General features: G+C 35.3%; 22 protein-coding genes and 1 pseudogene. 18 read left to right on the forward strand and 5 right to left on the reverse strand.

Annotated elements, in window-relative coordinates; all coding sequences use genetic code 11:
- From ACMV0E_RS06665 to ACMV0E_RS06680, 4 genes and pseudogenes are all read right to left on the reverse strand, one after another.
- Positions 1–339 (reverse strand): annotated as a pseudogene (locus ACMV0E_RS06665) (radical SAM protein); the annotation flags it as partial.
- A gap of 14 nt (positions 340–353) precedes the next feature.
- Positions 354–1,049 carry a LexA family transcriptional regulator gene (locus ACMV0E_RS06670; RefSeq protein WP_416085607.1) on the reverse strand — a complete coding sequence of 232 codons (696 nt, stop codon included), beginning with the start codon at positions 1,047–1,049 and terminating at the stop codon, positions 354–356.
- Between the two features lie 100 nt (positions 1,050–1,149).
- Positions 1,150–2,274: a M14 family metallopeptidase gene (locus ACMV0E_RS06675; protein ID WP_416085608.1), complete on the reverse strand. Its 1,125-nt coding sequence runs from the start codon at positions 2,272–2,274 to the stop codon at positions 1,150–1,152.
- Between the two features lie 16 nt (positions 2,275–2,290).
- On the reverse strand, positions 2,291–3,691 hold the full coding sequence (locus tag ACMV0E_RS06680) for a YfcC family protein (RefSeq protein WP_416085609.1): 1,401 nt from the start codon (positions 3,689–3,691) through the stop codon (positions 2,291–2,293).
- 66 nt (positions 3,692–3,757) lie between these two features.
- Between ACMV0E_RS06680 and ACMV0E_RS06685 the strand changes: the two genes are divergently transcribed.
- Positions 3,758–4,246 carry an adenosine-specific kinase gene (locus ACMV0E_RS06685; RefSeq protein ID WP_416085610.1) on the forward strand — a complete coding sequence of 163 codons (489 nt, stop codon included), beginning with the start codon at positions 3,758–3,760 and terminating at the stop codon, positions 4,244–4,246.
- Positions 4,247–4,300: 54 nt separating this feature from the next.
- Here the strand turns inward: ACMV0E_RS06685 and ACMV0E_RS06690 are convergent, their stop codons facing one another.
- A complete protein-coding gene (locus tag ACMV0E_RS06690; protein ID WP_416085611.1) occupies positions 4,301–5,392 on the reverse strand; it encodes a glycosyltransferase family 2 protein in 1,092 nt (363 codons plus the stop codon).
- Between the two features lie 88 nt (positions 5,393–5,480).
- Here ACMV0E_RS06690 and ACMV0E_RS06695 point away from each other — a divergent pair, with 88 nt between their 5' ends.
- The 17 genes from ACMV0E_RS06695 to ACMV0E_RS06775 all read left to right on the forward strand — a co-directional run bounded on the left by ACMV0E_RS06695 (position 5,481) and on the right by ACMV0E_RS06775 (position 23,596).
- Complete coding sequence (locus ACMV0E_RS06695) at positions 5,481–6,164, forward strand: DUF4388 domain-containing protein (protein WP_416085612.1); 684 nt, start codon at positions 5,481–5,483, stop codon at positions 6,162–6,164.
- 3 nt (positions 6,165–6,167) lie between these two features.
- A complete protein-coding gene (locus ACMV0E_RS06700) occupies positions 6,168–8,162 on the forward strand; it encodes a BglG family transcription antiterminator (RefSeq protein ID WP_416085613.1) in 1,995 nt (664 codons plus the stop codon).
- 113 nt (positions 8,163–8,275) lie between these two features.
- Positions 8,276–8,755, forward strand: a complete 480-nt coding sequence (locus ACMV0E_RS06705) for a PTS sugar transporter subunit IIA (RefSeq protein WP_416085614.1) — start codon at positions 8,276–8,278, stop codon at positions 8,753–8,755.
- A gap of 8 nt (positions 8,756–8,763) precedes the next feature.
- Complete coding sequence (locus ACMV0E_RS06710) at positions 8,764–9,060, forward strand: PTS sugar transporter subunit IIB (RefSeq protein WP_416085615.1); 297 nt, start codon at positions 8,764–8,766, stop codon at positions 9,058–9,060.
- Positions 9,061–9,135: 75 nt separating this feature from the next.
- Positions 9,136–10,488 carry a PTS ascorbate transporter subunit IIC gene (ulaA, locus tag ACMV0E_RS06715; protein ID WP_416085616.1) on the forward strand — a complete coding sequence of 451 codons (1,353 nt, stop codon included), beginning with the start codon at positions 9,136–9,138 and terminating at the stop codon, positions 10,486–10,488.
- Between the two features lie 86 nt (positions 10,489–10,574).
- Entirely contained in the window at positions 10,575–11,705 is a 1,131-nt protein-coding gene (locus ACMV0E_RS06720; RefSeq protein ID WP_416085617.1) for a Gfo/Idh/MocA family protein, read from the forward strand.
- A gap of 25 nt (positions 11,706–11,730) precedes the next feature.
- A complete protein-coding gene (locus ACMV0E_RS06725) occupies positions 11,731–12,000 on the forward strand; it encodes an HPr family phosphocarrier protein (RefSeq protein ID WP_416085618.1) in 270 nt (89 codons plus the stop codon).
- A complete protein-coding gene (ptsP, locus tag ACMV0E_RS06730) occupies positions 11,997–13,616 on the forward strand; it encodes a phosphoenolpyruvate--protein phosphotransferase (RefSeq protein WP_416085619.1) in 1,620 nt (539 codons plus the stop codon). The genes ACMV0E_RS06725 and ptsP overlap by 4 nt, the downstream gene beginning before the upstream one ends.
- Before the next feature lie 80 nt (positions 13,617–13,696).
- Positions 13,697–14,683, forward strand: a complete 987-nt coding sequence (locus ACMV0E_RS06735; protein WP_416085620.1) for a ketopantoate reductase family protein — start codon at positions 13,697–13,699, stop codon at positions 14,681–14,683.
- Positions 14,667–15,290, forward strand: a complete 624-nt coding sequence (locus tag ACMV0E_RS06740; RefSeq protein ID WP_416085621.1) for a glycerol-3-phosphate acyltransferase — start codon at positions 14,667–14,669, stop codon at positions 15,288–15,290. The genes ACMV0E_RS06735 and ACMV0E_RS06740 overlap by 17 nt, the downstream gene beginning before the upstream one ends.
- A 111-nt stretch (positions 15,291–15,401) precedes the next feature.
- Positions 15,402–16,544 carry an ABC transporter substrate-binding protein gene (locus tag ACMV0E_RS06745; RefSeq protein WP_416085622.1) on the forward strand — a complete coding sequence of 381 codons (1,143 nt, stop codon included), beginning with the start codon at positions 15,402–15,404 and terminating at the stop codon, positions 16,542–16,544.
- A 1-nt stretch (position 16,545) separates the two neighbouring features.
- The gene (locus tag ACMV0E_RS06750; protein WP_416085623.1) at positions 16,546–17,442 is read left to right on the forward strand and encodes an ABC transporter permease; all 897 of its coding nucleotides are present in this window, start codon (positions 16,546–16,548) and stop codon (positions 17,440–17,442) included.
- Entirely contained in the window at positions 17,439–18,224 is a 786-nt protein-coding gene (locus ACMV0E_RS06755) for an ABC transporter permease (RefSeq protein ID WP_416085624.1), read from the forward strand. Before ACMV0E_RS06750 ends, ACMV0E_RS06755 begins: the two co-directional genes overlap by 4 nt.
- A gap of 11 nt (positions 18,225–18,235) precedes the next feature.
- Positions 18,236–19,303 (forward strand): ABC transporter ATP-binding protein, encoded by a 1,068-nt coding sequence (locus ACMV0E_RS06760; RefSeq protein WP_416085625.1) that lies wholly within the window; start codon positions 18,236–18,238, stop codon positions 19,301–19,303.
- 8 nt (positions 19,304–19,311) lie between these two features.
- Positions 19,312–20,826 carry a glycerol kinase GlpK gene (gene glpK / locus ACMV0E_RS06765; protein WP_416085626.1) on the forward strand — a complete coding sequence of 505 codons (1,515 nt, stop codon included), beginning with the start codon at positions 19,312–19,314 and terminating at the stop codon, positions 20,824–20,826.
- Positions 20,827–20,841: 15 nt separating this feature from the next.
- Positions 20,842–22,332, forward strand: coding sequence for an NAD(P)/FAD-dependent oxidoreductase (locus tag ACMV0E_RS06770; RefSeq protein WP_416085627.1), 1,491 nt, complete (start codon positions 20,842–20,844; stop codon positions 22,330–22,332).
- Complete coding sequence (locus ACMV0E_RS06775) at positions 22,322–23,596, forward strand: NAD(P)/FAD-dependent oxidoreductase (protein ID WP_416085628.1); 1,275 nt, start codon at positions 22,322–22,324, stop codon at positions 23,594–23,596. The genes ACMV0E_RS06770 and ACMV0E_RS06775 overlap by 11 nt, the downstream gene beginning before the upstream one ends.
- Position 23,597: the final 1 nt, after the last annotated feature.

Consider the following 23,597-nt stretch of genomic DNA (forward strand, 5'->3'; position numbering starts at 1 on the left):
ATTGAAACCCTCTTTCTTTGTTGTTTCTCTTTGGATTGGTACACCCCACCAAGCAGCATTTACAATAAAGTTAACTGCAAGCTTTTTTGCAACTTCAGGATTTGTATCCTTTAACAGGTTAATCAAAAGCTGTGCACCAGGTCTATTATTATCAACTAGGGTTTTAACTCCTTTTAGTTGATCCTTGAAAACTGGTGGGAGGTTAAATGTATTTGATGCATTGTAAAGAATCTCAACGACTTTTTTGACATTTCTTTCGGGGTCCTTTTCAAGATAACCAATAGCCCATTCAACCGTCTTAGTAAGGGCAACTCTTTTGAGCGCTTGCCCAACAGACATATTTTTCACCTCCTTTATAATAAAGCACTTACAAGCTTTAAAATTCTATCCTGAAAGGAAGGTGAGACTTGAGATGTGCTATCCCTGAATTTTTTTACGATTTCTTCTAACTTTTTAAACTCGCCTTGATCAAGCTTTATTTTCTCGGAATCTATATTTTTTTCAAAAAGTCCATAGATTGATTCAACAAGGAACATAAGCGCAGCAGGTGCATAGGTATTTGAATTGAGAATTGCCTTTACATTCACCATTTCTTTAAGTTCTACGTTAAAAACTTTTGTAAGAATTACTGTTAAGGCAAGTGTATAAAGTAATACAATAAGTGAGTTTTGCTCACTTATTGTATGTTCGTAAACAAAATTTATTGCTGAATCTACACTTAATTTTTCAATTTTTTTCTGCGTTTCAATAAACCATTTTCCCATTGTAGAGATAGGGAAAAAGAGGTTTGCACTATCAACTCTTTCTATTGCACCACTTGTTGGTTCATAGAGAATTTCAGATCTTCCAGGTCCACCTACGGGTCTATACTTTATGGAAAGAAAGCCCTTCTTATAGAGTTCTTGTAAAATATCATATGAAGTCCATCTACTTACACCCAATTTTGAAGCTATATCCTTGTAAGAAACAGGAAGACCAGTCTCTTTGTATAGTTTTACAACTGCCTCAAGAAATTGCAATTGCCTTCTTGTAATTTTTGCACTTATCATATTAATGCCTCTTTCAATGCCAATTTACAGTAATTTTTTGGTTTTTCTTGTTATATTATATACCTAAAATTTTATTTGTCAAGCTGAATAATTCTTTAAATCAAAGATTTTTGTTTGAAATAAGTCCTTCTTTCTTTAGTATGCCCAAAATTGCCCTTTTAAATTGAGAATACATTTTTTTAACTGACTCTTCACTTGTGGGACAAAATGCCTCTAAATACAATTTTTTTACATATTGTTTAATCTTATCATTTTTGCTTCCATAAAATCTCAATCTGTTATTGATTATTGCTCTAAAAAGTGCTTCTATTTCGTTTAATATGGAATCTCCGAGGATGCCAAATTCAAAACTGGCAGAATAAAGTTTTGTATCTCTGAATTTTTCATTTCTTAAAGTGTAAAGATAATCTATCATGTCTCCGCTCATTGAATAAAATTCACTATTTTCGCTTTTTACAACGGGGGAATAGTTGATTTCTTTCTCAAATGTTTTTGAATCTTCAACAAATAGATGTGAATTAACAACAGACATCGTATCTTTGGGTCCATAACCTGTATGAATGTCGATATGAACAACCTGTTTTGATATCTTAAACGCATTTTCAAAAAGTTTTATCATCAGTAGTGTCTCTTTTTCATAGTCTTTCCCTCCATAGTAAAGTCCATTGGGACTTTCGTATTGTCCTATGAGGAGTGTATTTTTTACAAGTTTTGTCTTACCCTGTATGAGAATCTTTAAGACATCTTTGTAATACTTGATTCTTTCTACTACCAAATTTTCAACGCTTCCACTTTTTTCAAAAACGTCCCGCAAACTTAAATATGCTGTGTTCTTGAAAATATTATCCCATGAATTAAGGAAATTCCTATTGAGATCTACATTATTTTTATTCGTTCTTTCAAGGTACTTCATTCCAAATGGATTTATTGGGTGAACAAGTATAATTGATGTGTCCTCCAAATTGAGCATAGGCAAAATTTCTTGAATAAATACTTCCATTATAAATGAGCCAAAGATTCCCTCAACACCATGTTCTCCAATAGTAAAAATTAGAGTTTTGGGTTTGTCTTTGAATATTCTTATTATATCAATAAATAGATTGTCATTTTCATCAATAGGAATTGATTCAATTGCTACGTCTGAAAATTTTCTTTTAAATTCTTCAAAATGAGCTCTAAATCGTTTTTTAGCACTTTCATAATCAAAAATGATTTTTTCCTTCATTTATTCCTCCAAATTTTTAAAATGGACCGTAATGTATTTTAATTGCAAACATGAGGAATAGCATTGAAACTAAAAAAATTATTGCCTGTATTTTTATTGTCCATCTTATCCACTTAGGATATGGCATATCCACGAGGCTAAGACCAATAATTAACACTGCATTTGTAGGATAAAGAAGGTTTGAAAAACCGTCGCCAAAGCAAAAAGCGGTTACTGCAACCTGTCTTGTAAGTCCTACAAGGTCTGAAAGAGGTGCAAGTATAGGTATTACAAGAAATGCCTTAGCAGATGCCGATCCGATGAAAAAGTTTAGAATAAGGGTTGTGATATACATAACGATACCTGCAACATATTGATTAGTTTTTAAAATGTATGTCTGTGCAAAATAGAGTATTGTATCAATAACGTTTCCCTGTTCGATGATATGTTTAACGCTTACAGCCATAAGGATTAATATGATTGATGGTGCAACATTTAAAATTCCTTCAAAAAATGTTTTGAATGTATCCTTTATGGTGAGTCCCGCAAATATTCCTGAGCCAAAACCCGCAATCAAGAATATGAGGGTTATTAGAGGAAGAGATATTTGCGATAACGTTCCATTAAATGGTGTAATTATAACCACAGCAAGCATAAGCACAAGTGACAACGCAAAGAAACGGATTGCACGTAACTCTTTTGGATTCGAAGCGTATTCTTCTATTAGATTGACTCTTGTATCCTTATTCTCAATTGATTTTGCATGACTTATTACAAAAAGTGTTGTTATAAAATAAGTTAAAATAAAAAATACAATTCTTAGATATGCGCCCGAAAATAGTGGAAGACCTGCAAGTCTTTGTGCAACACCTATGCTAAATGGATTTGAAATTGCAGCACTAAAACCAAAGCCAACTGCAAGTAAACTCATTCCAAGGCCCGTAAGGTCATCAAAACCCATAGAAATTGCAAGTGAAACAACAAGTGGTACCAATGGTATCATCTCTTCAAATAGTCCAAGTATTGCCCCAAGTGACATAAAGATGAAAATTACAATTGCAATAAGGAGATACTTCCTTCTCTCAAATCTTTTTGTAATTGAGAGAATTATTGCCTTAACGATATTTGCCTTGGATAATACTGAAAAACTTCCCGAAACAAATAAGATGAAAATTATTATAGTTACCACAAGAGGTGCGTCCTTTGAGAAAAGCACTTCTATGGGTGCTGTGAAGAGTTTATATATGGGTAAATAAATTTTGGGAACAAATGTAAACGAATTCGGGTTAATTGTTTCAATGCCATTTGTTATAACCCTTTTGTATGAGCCTGATGGAATTAAATAAGTAATAATAAGAGCAACAACCATAAGGACAAAAAGAATTATAAGCGTGTTTATAAATGCCTTTTTGCTAATTTTAAGCGTTTTTTCTTCCAAGATTTCCTCCTTTTACAAATTAATTTTTTAAATTATAATGTAAAAAGATGAAAGGAGGTAATAATTATGGGAGTTGAAATTAAAGTTATACCAATAGAAAAGCCAGAGGATATGAATTGCATTCTTGGTCAGTCACACTTCATTAAAACAGTTGAGGATTTGAGTGAAGCAATTGTGGGAAGTGTCCCAGGTGTGAAATTTGGATTAGCCTTTAATGAGGCTTCAGGTGTGGCACTTGTACGATTTGCAGGGAATGATCCCGAACTTGTTGAGCTTGCAAAGAAAAATGCCTATGAGGTTGGGGCAGGGCACTTCTTCATTATTTTTATAAAAGGTGCATTTCCGATAAATGTGCTTAATGCGATAAAGAATGTCCAGGAGGTTTGCAATATATACGCAGCCTCAGCAAATCCTATGCAAGTTATTGTTGCAGAAACAGATCTTGGAAGGGCAGTTTTAGGAGTTGTTGATGGTGTAAAACCAAAAGGGTTTGAAAGCGAAGAGCATGTAAAAGAAAGAAAAGAACTTTTAAGGAAATTTGGATATAAATTCTAAAATACAAGTCTAAATTTTGAAGATTATTTTAAAATAAAAGGCTCCTTATGGAGCCTAAATATTTACTTTGAATACATGTGGCGTTCTTATCCATTCGGTCTTGTTATAGGTAAACATTGCGGTAAGTATTGCAGCAAGATTTGTCATATTAAAGAAGAATATGAGGAATATATCGTACCATTTTACATCTTTTAACTCCCTCTCATTTAGAGGAAGCAAGAAAAAAAGTGTATGTAGAACAAACACGACTACAGGTATTGAAATATAAAGTGGATTTGGTAGTGAGAGAAGAAAACTCAAAATCCCTGTTCCTGAAAAAACAATCAATGGAATAGTGTAAAGATTTTTTGCAATTCCGTTTACTTTAAATACTGTATAGAAATATCCTCTATACCAGCGTAGTCTCTGCCTAAAAGAAGCGATAAAATTAACAGGTTTTTCGTCAAAGACTGTTGCATCTTCTACGAATGTTACCTTTAACGGAAGTTTTACCGTATATTCGAAATCTTCAAGAACAGAATTGCAGTTAAATTTGTGCTTGTTAAAAACCCATCCGTATGCTCCCCAACCGTAGCCTGAAATGATAGAAGAAAGCCCAAGAAGGGTAAGCGCCTTTTGTATCCTAAGATATATTGCATCCATAAATATATACATGCGTGGGATAATTCCTTCTACATTGAGGTTGTAGAGGTTTGTTTGAATCACAGGATAAGACTCAACGTATGGTTTTATGTGTTCTATGTATTTTTCTTCAACTACGTTATCTGCATCAAAAATCATATAGAATGCATCTTCTCCATATTTTTGAACGATTTGAGGGATTGCATATGCAAGAGAACGCCCTTTTGATCTAAAATTTACAAACATGGCTTCAGCTCCCAGGCCCTTTGCAATTATAGGTGTATCATCGGTGCATTTGTCAAGGATTACAACTACTTTATCAAAGCCTGCTTTCTTAACAGAAAGAATTGAGTTTGCAATAACATTTTCTTCATTATGAGCAGGAATTATAGCGATAAATTTATCAACAGAATATTTTCTTCTTATGGGAACTTTTTTGGACGATTTTCCCAAAAGAATCAAGAATAAAACAACCCCAACAAATAAATATCCAAAAATACCAAAATAAAATTTTATATGTTCCATCACTTAATATTTTATATTTTTTGGAAATTTTTGCAAGAAAGTATCTTAGATAAATTTGTAGCATTGAAGAATTTTAATATAATAAAATATGCTTAAAGGAACCTTATGGAAAGATATGCGTCTTTCCCAGATTTTGGAACTCATATATGAAAATAAGTATTCGGGATTTTTGTACATTGGAAGCAAAGAAGAAAATCATATCCTTTTAAAGGAAGGGCGCATTGTTTATGCCGAGTATAACGACTACCACGATATGGATGCACTTGAAGAAATCGCAATAACTTCGGAAACGTTTGATTTTGTAAAGCATGAACAAGTTTATTTTAAATCAGATTTTGAAAAAGAAACTGAAAAGGCAATTGAAATTGTAAAGGATGTTGAGAAGGAATTTCCTAAATTAGCATATCTTCTAAACGAATTTGTTAATTTTACTGATGGGAGTGAAAATATATCTCTTAATAAAGAAGATTTAAAATTTCTTTCGGTACTTGAATTTAAACCAACAAGCGTAAGAAGGATTATAGATAAATTGCATTTGCCATCAATTGTTGTTTTAAAAAGTATTAATGAGCTTATTGACAAGTCTGTTTTATATTCCTATGAAATAAAAAATCCAAGAGTATATGAGTATCTTATTGATAACTATCCTGATTTGGCAAATCTTTTTGAACAGGCTAGAGGCGATTTAAGAACTTTTGAGAATCTTTTAAAAAAGGATTACCGCGAGATTGCACCAAGCGTACTAAGAGAGATAAGAGAGATCTCAAAGTAAGAGATGGTAAAAATCAAAGGAAGGATTTTAAAGGCGCTCCTATATCTTCTTGAATATGATTATCCAGTTTCTTTGAAGAAAGTGTCAGAGGATACATGTATTAACATTAATACTTTAAGAAAAGATATGCAATCAATTTCTGATTTTTTAAAGAACTATGAGCTCAGCATTGTTGCTCGGCCTAATGTTGGCATAAAGATTGAGGGAAGCAATGAAAAGAAAAAGATTCTAAAGGAAGAATTAAGAATCACAGAAGATGTCTTTAATAATACCGAAAATAAAATCTGGCTTGCTTCTTATCTACTTCTTGCAAGCAAGAGAACTCCCACAATTGAAGAACTCTCCGATATTTTGGACAAATCAAGACCTACTATCAATGCATACATTAAAAAAATAAGAGAATGGCTTAAAGATTTTAATATCATTCTCATTGGTGAACCAGGAAGAGGTTATATAATAAAAGGAGAAGAGTATGATATACGAAGTGCTATAAAATCATCTATCAAAAATATCCTTTCTTATAATTTTGATAACATTGCGATAAAATTCTCAAGCCATAATGATTCCCAGGCTTTCGGACAGAATATCTTTGGTGTTAGAATTTTAAAAACATCGTATTTTCCTACGATTAAAAAGTTCGTTGAGGGTGTACTTAGTGATCTAAAAGTAGTTATTAACCCTCAAGATATGTTTAGCTTTGCACTCGATATTTACATAACTTTAGAGCGTATTTTAAGGGGTTTTCGCATTGTTTGTGAGGATGAAACATCAAAAACAATTGAAAATACGAAAGAATATGGCGCAATTAGTCGGAATTTAAAAATCCTTGAAAATAATTTAAAAATTGAATTAGATAACTCAGAAATCATTTTCTTAACTAAAAAATTTCTTTCAATCAGAGCAGAATCTTTTGAAAATATTCCTTCTGAATCAATACCAGAGATATACCTAAAAAAGGTTGGAGAAATAATTGATTTTGCAGAAAGTTCTCTTGGCTTCGTCATAGAAAGAGATCCTGAACTGATGAAGATGTTTGCAATGCATCTAAAGGGAGCTGTGGAAAAAATCAAATTAGGGGTTAACATTGAAAATCCTCTTCTTAGAACAATAAAAAGGGAATATACTTTTGCCTTTGGTATTGCAAAAAAGGTTAGCGAAAATCTTTTTCGAAGTTTTCGGGTTGCAATTCCTGAAGAGGAAATAGGATACATTGCAACTTATATAATGGCATTGCTTGAATCTGCAAAGTTGCCTCGTAAGATAAAAACCATTGTCATTTGTCCAATGGGTATAGCAACTTCAAAGATACTTTACTATAGACTAATTCAGGAATTCCCTAATCTTGATATTGTAGAAACTTTTTCCTTTAAGGAAACCCTAGATAACAAAATTCCTTCCGATGTTGATCTTATAATATCTACAACTCACATTAATTTTAATTTATCAAATATTCCTACGATTGTAGTATCTCCTTTACTTATGAGGGAAGATGTAAAAATAATAAGGGAAAGGATAAAAGAAATTACAAAATCAAAAATATCAGATTCCCGTGACAATTTGAATGACAAGTTTGTTGTATATATAAAAGACTCTTTTAAAAATAAGGAAGAACTGGTAAAAACAATCGGCAAGGAACTTATAGATAAAGGCTATGTAAAAAATGGCTTCGTTGAAGCTGTTTTAGAAAGAGAAAAGAAATTTCCAACAGGCATTGAAAGCCCTATCCCTTTTGCCATTCCGCATGCAGAAAGTGAGTATACGCTTAAGAGTGTAATTGTTATAGTGTTGTTAAAAAAGCCTCTTCTTTTTAATCTTACAAGTGACAAAAATAAATCTGTTCCAGTCTCTATTGTGGTATTACCTGCCATATCAAACAAAGAAGAAGATGGCAAAATGTTGTACAAGGTAATAGAAAAACTCAATAAACCAGACATAGCCAAAGAGATTTTAGAGTCAAACCAATTAGATAAAATCCTGAGATTGTTAACTTCAGACTAAGTATTGTTAAGATAAGTTAATAATTTATCATAATTATTGACCACATTGCTATAAAAGTTTTGTTGACAATAATTAATAAATACCTTAGATTTATAAGAAAGGAGATTATGCAAATGAGTGAAACATTTAAAAATAATAAAAAGAGTAATTTATTATCTAAAGTGATTTCCAAGGACTGTATATTGTTAGATGTAGAGGTAAGCGATGCAGAGGAGGCTCTTAATTTAGGTTGTGAAATGTTGGTAAAAAATGGTGCTGTAACTAGAGAGTACTGTAAACTTATAATAGATTCCTTTCATAAAAATGGTCCTTATTTTGTTATAGCACCTCATTTTGCACTATCACATGCAAGAAACGAGGGAAATTGTGTGAATAGACTTGCCATTAGTTTTTTAAGATTATCTAAGCCTGTTTACTTTGGGCATCCTGACAATGACCCAGTAAATTTAATAATCACTCTTGCAACACCCGATGACAGGAGTCACATTGGCACAATGGCTGAATTGAGTGAGATACTTATGAACGAAAAGAATTGGGATATTTTAGCACGAGGGACTTTGGAGGACGTTCTAAATTTATTAACTAATAATTAGGAGGAATTATGGAAGATAAAGCTAAAAAAAAGCTAAAGATACTTGCAGTTTGTGGGATGGGTTTAGGCTCTGGACTAGTTTTAAAAATGACTTTAGAAAAAGCAATCAAAGAGATGGGAGTTAATGCTTCTGTAGAAGTATCTGATGTTGCTTCTGCTACTTCTATGGATGTTGATCTCGTTATTACATCGTTTGAATTTGCAAAGTCATTTACACAAAAAGGAATAAAAGTTATAACAATCAAGAACTATACTGATGTTAATGAGATGAAAGAAAAACTGCAAGATATTCTTAAGGAAAATTAGAAATTTAGAAAGGAGGTGATAAAGGGGCTGATCCATTCGAAAAGTACGCAAAAATTTTAAATAAGGAGGTGTTGTATGTCAGTTATAAAATTTATTGTAGATGAGATTTTAAGTAAGCCAGCATTGCTTGTTGGTTTGATGGCTCTTATTGGTTTGATTGCTTTGAAAAAATCCTTTAGTGAAGTCCTAACAGGAACACTAAAAACCATTATTGGATTTCTTATTTTGATTGCAGGTGCTACGCTTGTTATAGGAACTTTGTCTCCTTTAGGTGATCTTATTCAGCAGGTTTTCCACTTACATGGTGTAGTTCCAACGAATGAGGCGATAGTTGCTCTTGCATTGCAGTCTTTCGGAAAACAGGTAGCAGCTATTATGGCTTTGGGATTTTTATTTAACCTGGTATTTGCCTGGATTACACCAGCAAAATATGTGTTTCTTACCGGTCACCATCTGCTTTATCTTGCGACAGTGTTAGCCGTGGTTATAGGAACAGCCGGAATAAAAGGTGCTAACCAAATAATTATTGGGGCAATAATGTTGGGTACAGTGGCGACAGCTATGCCTGCACTTGTTCATCCTTTTACAAAGAGAGTTACAAATGACGCAGGTTTTGCGCTAGGCCACCTGAATACTTTGGGATATATTATGTCTGCTCTTGTTGGAAAATGGTTAGGTAAAGGAAGTAAATCCACAGAAGAAATAGAACTTTCAGAGAAATGGAACTTTCTAAAGGAACCCATTGTTACGACAAGCATCGTTATGATTATTATTTATGTTGCTTTGGCTATTTTGGCTGGACCAACTGTTCTTTCTAAATATTCAAATGGTGGAAATTACATAATGTATGCACTAATGGAAGGACTTACATTTGGTGCTTCTATTGCTATTATTATTTATGGCGTAAGAATGATACTTGGTGAGATTGTGCCGGCGTTCCAAGGGATTGCTTTAAAAATAATTCCTAATGCCATACCTGCATTAGACTGCCCTACAGTGTTTCCTTTTGCGCCCACTGCAGTAATCGTGGGATTCCTTTCAAGCGTAGTTGGAGGGATAGTTGGAATGTTCCTTATGGGTCCTTTTGGTCTTGCCTTAATTATTCCTGGAATGATTCCTCATTTCTTTGATGGTGGAACCGCAGGCGTTTATGGGAATGCAACAGGTGGTAGAAGAGGTGCAATTCTTGGCGCTTTTGTAAATGGTATACTTATAACTGTATTGCCGGCGCTACTATTAGCATATATGGGAACCTTAGGGCTTGCAAATACCACTTTCGGAGATACTGACTTTTGTTGGTCAGGTATTGTCGGTGGGTTAATTTCAAGAATGGGCATTGTGGGGGCTTATATTGGAACTATCATTTTTGCTGTAGTATTATTAGGACTTGCAAGCTATGTAACGATTAAATTAAACCAGAGCAAATAGGATTACCTTAAGGGATAGGGAGAGAAATTTCTCTCCCTATATTTTTTGTATTCTTTATATAAACAGAATAAGAACTTTACAAATAAATGAAAAACATAAACTATGCATTAATTGGTCTTGGTGCGATTGCAAAAAATCATCTAATTGCAATAAAAAGTCTCCCTATAATTTATAGGAATTCTACCTTTACGGTTAATTTAAAGACTCTTTACACTACTCACAGGGAGCAAAAAGAGTCTTTAGGTAAACTTATAGGTTTTGAGAATGTAGTAGATGATCTTGAATATATCTTAAGAGATCCTGATATTGATGTTGTAGATATTTGTACTCCTAACTATTTGCATTTTGAAGAAGCCTTAGAAAGCATAAACCATGGGAAAAATGTTTATTGTGAAAAGCCTTTAACTATTAATTCAATTCAAGCAAAGGAGTTAGTAGATTTAGCTCAAGGAACTTCTTTGAAAAATCAGGTTGCACTTGTCTATAGGTTTATGAGAGCGGTTTCTGAAGCGCGTGCGATAATTAAGAGTGGGATTATTGGTGAGGTTAATTCCTTTCACTTTGAGATGCTTCATTCAGGATACCTGAATCCTTTAAGACCTATCTCTTGGAGGTTAGAGAAGAATAAGAGTGGCGGTGGTGCCATAGTAGATTTGGGGATTCATCTTGTTGATCTTGTAAGATTCCTCATTGGGGAGATTGTAAGAGTAAGTGCATTTGCAGGAACAACTGTTAAAAGAAGAAAATTGGAAGATTCTTCTCAAGAGATAAATGTAGATGTAGATGATTGGGGCTATATAATGGTTGAAACGGAGTATGGCGCTAAGGGAGTAGTTGAAGTTTCAAGAGTTGCTGTTGGAAATGACAGAGCGGATTTTGTTATTTATTGTAGTGGAGGTGCAATTAAGATAAATTCAGAAAATTCTAACGAGTCTGAAGTTTTTGACAAAAATGGAAAAAGAATTTATTTAGATGAAAAGATTCTTAAGGAAGAACCTTTCTTTAACGAGGTTAAAAATATATATCCAGATTCTAAACTTTCTATGGGGAAAATGGTTGATTTGCATTATACTGGTCTTGTTTGGTTTTTTAAGAGTTTAATTGATGGTTTTGTGCCTTTGGGAACTCCTACATTTGAAGAGGCATACAAAGATCAAATAGTAATAGAAAGTATTTATAAATCAATAGAGAATAATGGAGACTTTGTTAATATATGAAAAATTGTTTCTTCGAGGTAATGCTATGTTAACGAAAACCTTTACTGTCAAAAACAAAGTTGGGTTACATGCAAGACCTGCCGCAGTTTTGGTACAAACTGCAAGTAAGTTTAAAAGTGACATAAAAATCGAAAAAGATGGGAAAGTTGTTTCTGCAAAAAGTATTCTTGGAGTTCTATCACTTGGAGCTGAAAAAGGCAGTACAATTACTGTTACCGTTGATGGAGTTGATGAGGAAGAGGCCTTAAAAACAATAGAAGAATTGGTAAATAATAATTTTGGAGATGCGGAATGAAGCACTTAAAAGGAATTCCTGTTTCTAAAGGTATTTCATTGGGTTTTGCAGTAGTATACCTGAAAAGAAAAATTGAAGTTAATAACAGCAAAGATAGTGTTCCAATTGAAGAAAAAAAGAAGATTTTAGAAAAAGCCCTTGAAAAGACAAAAGAAGAAATTCAATTAACATATGAAAACCTTAAAAAATCAAATCCGAAGGAAGCAGAAATATTTGAAGCGCATCTTTTAGTTCTTGAAGACCCAACACTTCAAGAGAAAATTAATAAATATCTTGAATCTCAATATAACCTTCCTTATGCTGTTAAATCTGCTTTTGAGGAATTCATAGAAGCGCTCCAGAATCTTCAAAGCGAATATATGAAGGAAAGAGCACAAGACCTATACGACATATTAGATTCCCTTCTCCGTAATATACTTAATGTCCCTAAAGTTGATTTATCGAATCTTCCACCTCAGTCAATTGTTGTTGCTGAGGATTTAACTCCTTCTGACACTGCATCACTTGATAGGAAAAATGTTTTAGGTTTTATAACAGAAAGGGGAGGGCCAACATCACACACGGCAATTCTTGCTGAGGCGGTGGGGATTCCTGCTGTTGTTGGTGTCGAAGAACTTTTTGAAAGCATTCATGATGGTGATGAACTCATAATCGATGGAACAAATGGAGATGTATTTGTAAATCCTACGGAAGAAACTAAAAAGCAGTATACGAATCTTAAGAAAGAAAAAGAGGAAGAGGAAAAATTGCTAAAGGAAAAGGCTAAAGAGTTTGCCTACACAAAAGGTGGCAAAAGGATTGAGGTTGCTGCAAATATTGGTTCTCTCAAGGATGTTGATAAGGCTCTCGAGATGGGGGCAGAAGGTGTAGGGCTCTACAGGACTGAATTCTTATTCCTGGATAGAGACACTCCCCCTACAGAGGAAGAGCAGTTTGAAGCATACAAAATTGTTGCAGAGCGCTTTAAACCGCATCCTGTAATTATTCGAACACTCGATATTGGTGGGGATAAGCAAATACCATATTTAAACCTCGAAAAAGAGCTAAATCCATTCTTGGGGGTTAGAGCAATAAGATTATGTCTCAAAGAAAAAGATCTCTTTAAGACTCAACTAAGGGCAATACTTAGAGCAAGCGCGTTCGGTAATGTTCTCATTATGTATCCAATGATTGCAATTAAAGACGAGATAATTGAGGCAAACAAAGTTCTTAATGAAGTTAAAGAGGATCTTAGAAGAGAAAATATTCCATTTAATGAAAATATAAAAGTAGGAATAATGGTTGAAATTCCCTCTGCTGCACTCAATGCGGAAGAGCTTGTAGATTATGTTGATTTCTTTAGCATTGGAACAAATGATTTAACTCAATATATTTATGCTTCAGATAGAACTAACGAAAATCTTTCATATCTCTATAGACCTCTCGATAGTCCAATACTAAAGCTCATTAAATTTACCGTTGATGCATCTCATATGAAAGGAAAATGGACAGGAGTCTGTGGCGAGCTTGCAGGCGATCCTGAAGCAATACCAATACTTGTTAATTTGGGTGTTGATGAATTGAGTATGAGTCCATCAAAAATTCCTGAAGCAAAAAGAATCATACGATCAATATAAATTCTATCTTTTCTTAAGCCTCCTTTTGAGTCCCCTTAGGGGCTTTTTAATTTATCTTAATTTTACCTATAATGTATCTGATGAGAAATATTTTGGTTGTAGGCGCAGGTGGGCGCACGGGGACTCTTTTTGCAGAAGAGTTAAAAAGGGCAAGTCAAGTTTATGGTGTTGCAGGAAGGACGACGCTACCTTTAGTTAAAAGTGGCAAAGTTTTTGTTGAAATTAACGGTAATATAACGAAGTTTGAAGTTAATCTTCTTGGGTCAGACGAAATTTCTAAAATTAAAGAATTTGAAGCAGTAATTCTTACAACCAAAAATCCTGTTTCACCAATTTTAAAGGAGTATCTTCCCAAAATATCTGATCTAAAGTACCTTATATTATCTCAGAACGGATTTAATGCAGGAGAGGATGCCTTAGAAACTGTTAAAGAGATTTACGGATCCGTGCCTACATCTTTAAGGATCATTCGTCTTGTTTTGTTCAATGCGGTAAAAGAAAGTAGAGATTTGGGTTCAGTTATCATTTCATACAGGCGTCCTGTTAGAATTGCATTTGGGGTTTTTTATGGAATTGATGATACAACAGAATTAGAAGATGTTTTTAATACCATCGGTATTGAGTTTACAAAAGTTTCCGAGGACAACGTAAAAAATATGGAGTTTTCAAAGTTGTTTACAAATCTAATAGGAATTCCGTCTTATTCAATGGGCTTCGACCTATATGAGGGCTTGCGTAATAAAGATTCATTTATTGAAGAGATGCTTGCCTTAAAGGAATATATTCAGGTTGTCAAGAAAAGTGGACACAGGTTTTTAAATTTTCCTCACTATCCTGTTCAATTTTTTGCAAGCATAGTTGAATACACACCGATATTTCTAATGCTCCCATTTCGAAATTTTATCTCAAACCTTGTTTTAAAATTACGGGGGACAAAAGAGAAGGGAAATATTGATGAGATTGATTACTATACAGGAGCAGTGGTGAAGTTAGCAAGGGAGCTTAAAATTAAAACCCCTGTAAACGAAAGGGTTTTAAGGAGGATAAAAAATGAGCGAACACCTTAAATTTATTTTGCTTTCAATCTTTGCATATCTTCTGGGTTCGGTTCCTTTTGGCTATATCGTTGGAAAAATTAATAGAGTAGATGTGCTTCAAATTGGCTCTCATTCTGCATCTTCAACAAATGTATCAAGAGCCTTGGGGTGGCGCTGGGCAACAATTTCGGCTGTTCTTGATTTTTCAAAGGGGCTTCTTCCTTCATATCTTGCAAGAATCTCTCTTTCAAACCAATGGTTTGTTGTAATTGTTTCACTACTTCCAATGGTGGGGCAGGTTTTCCCAATATTTCTGCGTTTTAGAGGTGGCAAAGGAGCTTCAACCTATTATGGTGCAATATCTGGACTTATTGGGCTTCATTATTTTATTCTATTTTTCCCTGCACTTCCAATACTTCTTCTTATAACTCGTAGAATGAGCCTTACAAATATCATTTTCTCTTGGCTTTTAACGATTGCTGTATTCCTTTTTTCAACGGTTATAAAACCCAATGCCTTTCCAATAAGTTATGCAATTTTTGCACTCATTGGTGCTATTTTTATGCTTATTGCGATGCGTGAAAATATAGATAGATTAATAAAAAATAAGGAGCCTGAAACACCTCTAAAGTGGTAGGTATTTAGAGGTTTTTGAAATTTTGTAAATTTTGCCATTATGCTGCTATTTTTAATGATTTTTTGTGTTAGAATAATCTGGGAGTAAAAACTTTAAGAAAGGAAAGTAGGTATGAAAAAGACATTTACGTCAAAATTTATCGTCACGTTGCTCCTTGTTGTATTTGTGGGTTCTTCTTTATTTACTGGTTGTGCAAAGAAAACAACGACGGAGCAAACATCGACTGGCAATGCTTATCTTGACAATCTCATCAAAGCAGCACAGAAGGAGGGAGAGCTTACAGTTATTGCGCTTCCACATGACTGGGCAAATTACGGAGAGATTATCTCTACGTTCTCTCAAAAGTATGGAATAAAGGTTAACGAACTTGATCCTAATGCAGGCTCTGGCGATGAAATCGAAGCAATAAAGGCAAACAAAGGTAGCACTGGACCTCAAGCTCCTGATGTAATAGATGTAGGTTTGGCGTGGGGGCCAACTGCAAAAGAACAGGGACTTATTCAGCCTTATAAAGTTCAAACCTGGGACACAATTCCAAACGATGTAAAAGATCCCGATGGCTATTGGTATGGTGATTATTACGGAGTTTTGGCATTTGAGGTAAATTCAAGCGTCATTAAGAATATTCCACAAGACTGGTCAGATCTTTTAAAACCTGAATATAAAGGGAAAGTTGCATTGGGTGGAGATCCAAGAACCTCTGCAATGGCAGCAATGGCAGTTGCTGCAGCAGCAATTGCAAATGGTGGTTCGTTTGATAATGTAATGCCTGGGCTTCAATATTTTGCTCAACTTAATAAGCTTGGCAATTTTGTACCTGTTATTGCAAAGCCCGGAACAATCGCAAGTGGGGAAACTCCAATTGCAATGATGTGGGATTATCTTGCGCTTACCGATAGAGATAACTTTAACGGCAACCCTGAAATATCTGTTGTAATTCCAAAGAGTTCTGTTGTTGCAGGTGTTTATGTTCAGGCAATAAGTGCCTATGCGCCTCATCCAAATGCAGCAAAACTCTGGATGGAGTTTCTATACTCTGATGAGGGACAACTTCTTTATTTGAAAGGATATGTCCATCCGATTAGATATAACGATCTTGCAAAGAGAAATGTCATTCCAGAAGATCTTGCAAAGAAACTTCCTCCAGCTGAACTCTATGCAAAAGCAATTTTCCCAACAATTGATCAAATCTCCAAGGCAAAAAAAGATATTGTTGATAATTGGGATAAAGTAGTAAACGTTAACGTAAAGTAAAATGGCGGCAGAAACGAATGTTAGGGAGGGCGGGGGAAATCCCCGTCCCACTTTTTCAATTTTAAGTACAGTACTTTTTCTTTTTCCTTTTATTATTTTTGTTGTTGCATTTTTAATACTTCCAACAATTTCTATATTTGTCTCAGCGTTTCAGGATCCTTCGGGCAAATTCACTCTACAAAACATTAAAGATCTATTCACGCCATACATAATGAATGCTTATCTTTTGAGCATAAAAGTAAGTCTTTTTACAGCAGTTTTTGGGGCACTTGTTGGTTTCATGCTTGCTTATGCATCAACTTTTGGGAATCTGCCTTTATGGGTCAAGTCCTATCTGAACACCTTTAGTGGTGTTGCTTCAAATTTTGCTGGTGTACCACTTGCATTTGCTTTTATATCAACGCTTGGAAGAGTTGGTCTTATAACTGCTTTAATCCAGCAGATCTTTCATATAAACATCTATGAACATGGTTTTAATTTGTATAGTTTTTGGGGATTGTGTCTTACCTACCTATACTTTCAGATACCTCTGATGGTGCTTCTTATGACACCCGCACTTGAGGGAATGAAGAAAGAATGGATTGAAGGTGCGGAAAATTTAGGTGCAACAAATACACAATACTGGCTCCATATTGGCCTTCCAATTCTTTTTCCAACGATTTTAGCAAATACAGTTCTTCTTTTTGGAAATGCCTTTGGTGCTTATGCAACCGCTTACGCATTAACGGGAGGATTTTTGAATATAGTGCCTATTATTATTGGTGCAGAAATCCGAGGAGATATCTTGCATAATGTTGGTCTTGGCTATGCACTTGCATTAGGTATGATTGTTATTATGGGTATAACAATTTTAAGCTACAACTATTTGCAGAGTAAGACTGCAAGGTGGTTAAAATGAAGAAGAGTAGATTTTGGGCGTGGTTTTGGATATTTTTAGGTGCGTTTTATTTTCTTCTTCCACTTTTTTCAACATTTTTATTCTCCTTAAAGATGAAGAAAGGGGTTCTAAGTTTTGCAGCGTATCAGTCTGTATTAAAAGATCCTCAATTTTATAAAACATTTACCTTTTCACTTGAAATGTCTATATTTACGATTATAGTTGGCCTTTTAATAATTGTACCAGCTGCGTTCTGGGTGAGGTTAAGACTGAAACATCTTCGTCCTGTTATGGAACTTATAACACAGCTTCCTTTTGTTGTGCCACCCATTGTTCTTGTTTTTGGTTTAATAAGACTTTATAGTAAGCCTCCAATACAACTTACAAGAACCCCGCTTCTTCTTATTATGGGTTATGTAGTTTTATCACTTCCGTATATTTACCGTTCTGTTGATAATGGGCTTATGGCAATGGATGTGGAGCGTCTAACTGAAGCTGCCGAAAGCCTTGGTGCGGGGTGGATTACAATACTTTTCAAGGTGATATTACCGAATCTTAGAAGTTCGCTAATTAGCGGCACATTCTTAACTTTTGCTATTGTAATTGGTGAACTTACAATGGCTTCTATGCTTGCTTGGCCTGCTTTTGGTCCTTATATGGCGCTTTTAGGACAGAATAGAGCATACGAACCTGCGGCACTTGCTATTATATCGTTTGCACTTACCTGGGGAGCGTTGGGTGTGATTCAGTGGGTTAATAGGACTTCTATCGTTAAGCAAGAGCAAGTTGGTGGGATACATTAATGGAGGCGAATATGGGATTTGTAGAACTTATTAACGTCAAAAAATATTTTGGAAAAGAAAATACTGTTCCTGCAGTTATGGATTTTAATTTAAGCGTTGAAAAAGGTGAATTTGTTTCCCTTCTTGGGCCATCTGGCTGTGGAAAAACAACAACACTTAGAATGATTGCAGGTTTTGAAACGCCGACAGAAGGTAAAATTCTCATAGATGGAGTTGATGTAACATATCTTCCTCCAAACAAAAGAAATGTAGGTATGGTTTTCCAATCATATGCGCTTTTCCCCAATATGACGGTTTTTGAAAATATCGCCTTTGGGCTTAGGGTAAAGAAAAAAAGCGAAAGTGAGATAAAAAAGCGTGTTCTCGAAATGCTTAACCTAATACACATGCAAGAATTTGCAATGCGTTACCCACATCAACTTTCTGGTGGGCAACAACAGAGAGTTGCCCTTGCAAGGGCACTTGCCATTTATCCTGAAGTGCTTTTATTAGATGAACCTCTTTCTGCACTTGATGCAAAAATTAGAGTTGAATTGCGAAGCGAAATTCGTGCAATACAACAAAAACTCAACATTACAACAATTTATGTCACACATGATCAAGAAGAAGCGCTTACAATGTCGGATAGGGTTGTTGTTATGAATAAAGGAATGATTGAACAAGTTGGCACGCCCCAGGAGATATACAATAGTCCTAAGACACATTTTGTTGCATCATTTGTGGGCACTCTTAATTTTATTAATACCCAAATTGTTGATAGACAAAAAGGTGTTCTTGAAGTGTTTGGGCAGAAATTTGATATAGGGTATCCCCTTTCAGAATTTGCACGCAACAAAGTGACTGTTGCAATCCGTCCAGAACGTCTAAAAATAGTTCCCGATGAAACTATAACAGATTCGTTTGAGGGAGTTGTTTCAAAAATTATCTTTATGGGCGCAATTGTTAGAATTCAAGTTAAGTTAGGAGATTCAATTGTTTCATGTGATACTTTCAATAACCCGAAGTTGGAACTTCCAAATATTGGGGATAAAATAAAGATATATTTCTCAAAAGAGGATGTGCTCGTTTTAAGTGTGTGAGGTGATGTATGGAAAAGAGATTTGTAGGAGCAATTGATCAGGGCACAACAAGTACTCGTTTTATAATTTTTGATAGATTTGGAAATCCTATTGGAGCAAGTCAGAAAGAACACAAACAAATTTTTCCCAAGCCTGGTTGGGTTGAGCATGATCCTATTGAGATTTGGGAAAATACAAAGTATGTCATTCGTGACGCAATAGAACGTGCAGGTATATCTCCCTGTGAGATTGCGTCAATTGGAATAACAAATCAAAGAGAAACAACGATAGTCTGGGACAAAAATACCGGAAAGCCTTTTTACAACGCAATTGTATGGCAAGATACACGTACAAAAGATGATGTTGAAATACTCATAAAGAATGGCCTTAATGATTGGTTCAAATCAAAAACGGGACTTCCAATCTCAACTTATTTTTCTTTGTTGAAGTTGAAGTGGGTTCTTGATAATGTGGATAGCGTAAAGTTAGAGGCAAGCAAAGGCAACGCACTTTTTGGTACAATTGATACATATCTTATCTGGCTTCTTACAGGTGGGCCGAATGGTGGAAAGCATATAACCGATGTAACAAATGCTTCACGAACAATGCTTTTAAATATCGGAAATCTTGAATGGGACAAAGAAATTTTAAACTCTTTTGACATCCCTTTGAGTATGCTTCCTGAAATTCGTCCGTCATCTGATCCAAATCTTTATGGTTTTACAAAACTTGATTTCTTAGATTGTGAAATTCCAATTGGTGGTACACTTGGAGATCAACAGGCTGCGCTTGTTGGGCAAACATGTTTTGATGTAGGTGAAGCAAAGAATACATATGGAACTGGATGTTTTCTACTTTTAAATACTGGGAATCATATTGTTCGGAGTTCAAGTGGCCTTATTACAACTGTTGCATATAAGTTTGGTGATAACCCTCAAAACTATGCACTTGAAGGTTCCATTGCAATTACAGGTGCACTTGTTCAGTGGCTTAGAGATAATCTTAAAATTATAAATAAGTCAAGTGAAATTGAAGAGCTTGCAAAAAGTGTCCCTGATAACGGAGGTGTCTATTTTGTGCCTGCGTTTTCCGGTCTTTTTGCACCGTATTGGCGAACCGATGCAAGAGGTGTTATAGTAGGCTTAACAAGATATGCAAACCGCGGACACATTGCACGCGCTGCCCTTGAAGCAACGGCTTATCAGACAAAGGATGTAATAAATGCGATGGAACAGGATTCAAACATAAAACTTGAAGTATTAAAAGTTGATGGTGGAATGGTGGTAGATGAACTTCTCATGCAATTTCAGGCTGATATTCTTGGTGTACCAGTCATAAGACCAAAGGTAATTGAGACAACTGCACTTGGCGCTTCTTATGCAGCAGGTCTTGCCGTAAAATTCTTTACCTCAGTTGAAGAGCTAAAGAAAAACTGGGCAGTCGACAAGAAATGGACTCCAAAGATGGACGAAAGCGAAAGGTTTAGATTATATAAAAACTGGCTTAGGGCTGTAGAAAAATCATTCCACCTTGCAGAAGATTAGATCATAGGAGGTATCATGGAAAAGTTTGATGTCGTTATTATTGGTGCAGGTGTCGTTGGAGCTATGATTGCAAGGGAACTTTCAAAGTATGAGCTCTCGGTTGCTGTCATTGAAAAAGAATCCGATGTATGTATGGGCACAACTGCTGCGAATACTGCGATAATCCATGCAGGATATGACCCAATTCCAGGAACTTTAAAAGCAGAGCTTAATGTGAAAGGAAATAAACTTTGGGATGAACTTGCTTTTGAACTTGGCATTCCCCTTAAAAGAACTGGTGATTATGTTGTTGCGGTTGGACCCGAAGAGCTTAAAGAAGTAGAGAAACTCTTCGAAAGAGGAAAGAAAAATGGTGTAGTGGGGATTGAGATGTTAGGTAGAGATGAGGTTTTGTCAAGACTCCCCTACATTAATAAGGATGTAAGTGGTGCAATGTTTGCTTATACCGGTGGCATTACAGATCCTTTCCAGGCTACTTTTGCACCTATGGAAAATGCTGTTATGAACGGAGTTAAGCTTTATCTTGATACGGCTTTTGAAGACTTTATTTTTGAAGGTAATCGAATAATTGGGATAAAAACAAATAGAGGTGAATTCTTATCTTCTTGGGTAATTAATGCAGCTGGATTGTATTCGGATTTTATCATGCATAAGGCAAATCTTCACCCTGAATTTAAGATTACACCAAGAAAAGGTGAATATTATGTTTTTGATAGAAATGAGTTTGCAATATCCGAGGTGCTTTTTCCGACCCCAACAGAATTGACGAAAGGCATTATGGTGACAACTACAATACATGGAAACACAATTATAGGTCCAAATGCTCATGAAGTTCCCGATAAGGAAGACACATCAAATACAGCTGAGGGGCTTGAAGAGGTCTTTAGAGGTGCGTCAAAACTTGTGCCAGAAATTGTGAATAATTTAAGGCATGTCATAGCAATTTTTGCTGGGCTTCGTCCAACTGGCAATGCAAGAACTCCAAATCCAAATGTTGATTATCATCATGATTATCTTATAGAAGCAAATCCTAATATGGGTATCCTCAACCTCGCAGGGATTGAATCGCCTGGTCTTGTATCATCTCCTGCTATTGCAAAAATGGTTGTAGAGCTTTTAAAAGATTCAGGGCTTGAATTAAAGGAAAAGAAGGACTTTAATCCTATAAGAAAACCAAGGCCTCGTTTTAGGGATTTGAGTAATGAGGAAAGAGCAAAACTTGTCAGTAAAAATCCTGCATATGGTAGAATTATTTGCCGCTGTGAATACGTAACCGAAGGTGAAATTCTTGAAGAAATTCATGCACCAATTCCCGCAAGGACTTATGACGCAATAAAGCGAAGGACATGGCTTGGCACAGGTAGGTGCCAAGGTGCATTTGATACACCAAGAGTTGTTGAAATACTTTCGAAAGAGCTTGGCGTTTCTCCGATTGAAGTGACGAAAAAAGGTGACAGTTCTTATTTCCTTCTAAGAAAAACTAAGGAGGTAGAAGATGAAAGATAGGTATGATGTTGTTGTTATTGGTTCTGGTCCTGGTGGACTTGCGGCGGCAATTTCTGCAAAGAAAGAAGGTGCAGAATCAGTTCTTATAGTCGATAGGGATAAAGAGCCCGGTGGGATCCTTAATCAATGCATTCATAATGGTTTTGGTGTTGAGATATTTAAAGAGGATCTGCCAGGTCCATCTTATGCGGAAAGATTTATAACTGAAGCAGAATCAATTGGTGTTGAATTTATGCTTGATTCTATGGTTTTGGAAATAACTCCATTGAAGAAAATTTATGTTACAAGCAAATGGTTTGGCTTTAAAGAAATTGAAGCAACATCACTTATCCTTGCAATGGGTGCAAGAGAAAGAACTCGTGCTCAAATTAGAACACCTGGTTTTAGGCCTGCAGGAGTTTATACTGCAGGTACAGCCCAGCGTTTTGTAAATATCGAGGGTTTTATGCCTGGAAAAAGATTTGTTATTTTAGGATCAGGAGACATTGGAATGATTATGGCACGAAGACTTACACTTGAAGGAGCAAAGGTAGAGCGAGTTCTCGAAATAATGCCATTTCTTACTGGACTTACTCGAAACTACGTGCAGTGTCTTCAAGATTTCAATATACCGCTTCAACTAAGTCACACTGTAAATCGAATTTTAGGTAAAAACAGAGTTGAAGCAATTGAGTCAGTTCAAGTCGATGAACATTTTAATCCTATAAAAGGGACAGAAGAAATAATACCTGCAGATACTTTGCTTTTATCTGTAGGGCTTATTCCAGAGAATGAGCTCTCTAAAAAACTCGGTGTTAAGATAGATCCTTTGATTCAAGGACCTTTTGTTGATGAGGAAATGCAAACTTCAATCCCTGGTGTTTTTGCTGCAGGGAATGTCGTTCAAATTTTTGACCTTGTTGACTGGGTCACTGATGCAGGTTATACTGCAGGCAAAGGGGCTGCAAGATATGTAAGAGAAGTAAAAGAAAAAGGAGAATTTGTAAGGCTTGTTCCCGGTAATAATATCCACCATATTGTGCCTCAATTTCTTAAACGTGATGCGCTTGAAAAAGGCCCCGTTAAACTTATGATGAGAGTTAATAAACCAATTGAAGAAAAAGTTTGGGTTGAGGTAAGCGATGGTTCGAATCTCATTACAAAGAAGCTTGAGCGATACGTACGCCCCGGCGAGATGGTAACGCTCACTATCCCTCAAAAGGCTTATGATGAAGTAAGAAAAGCAAAAGAACTTATTGTAAGTGTTGAAAGATTTGGAGGCTAAT

The organism is Caldisericum insulae (assembly GCF_047785965.1).
GTDB lineage: Bacteria > Caldisericota > Caldisericia > Caldisericales > Caldisericaceae > Caldisericum > Caldisericum exile_A.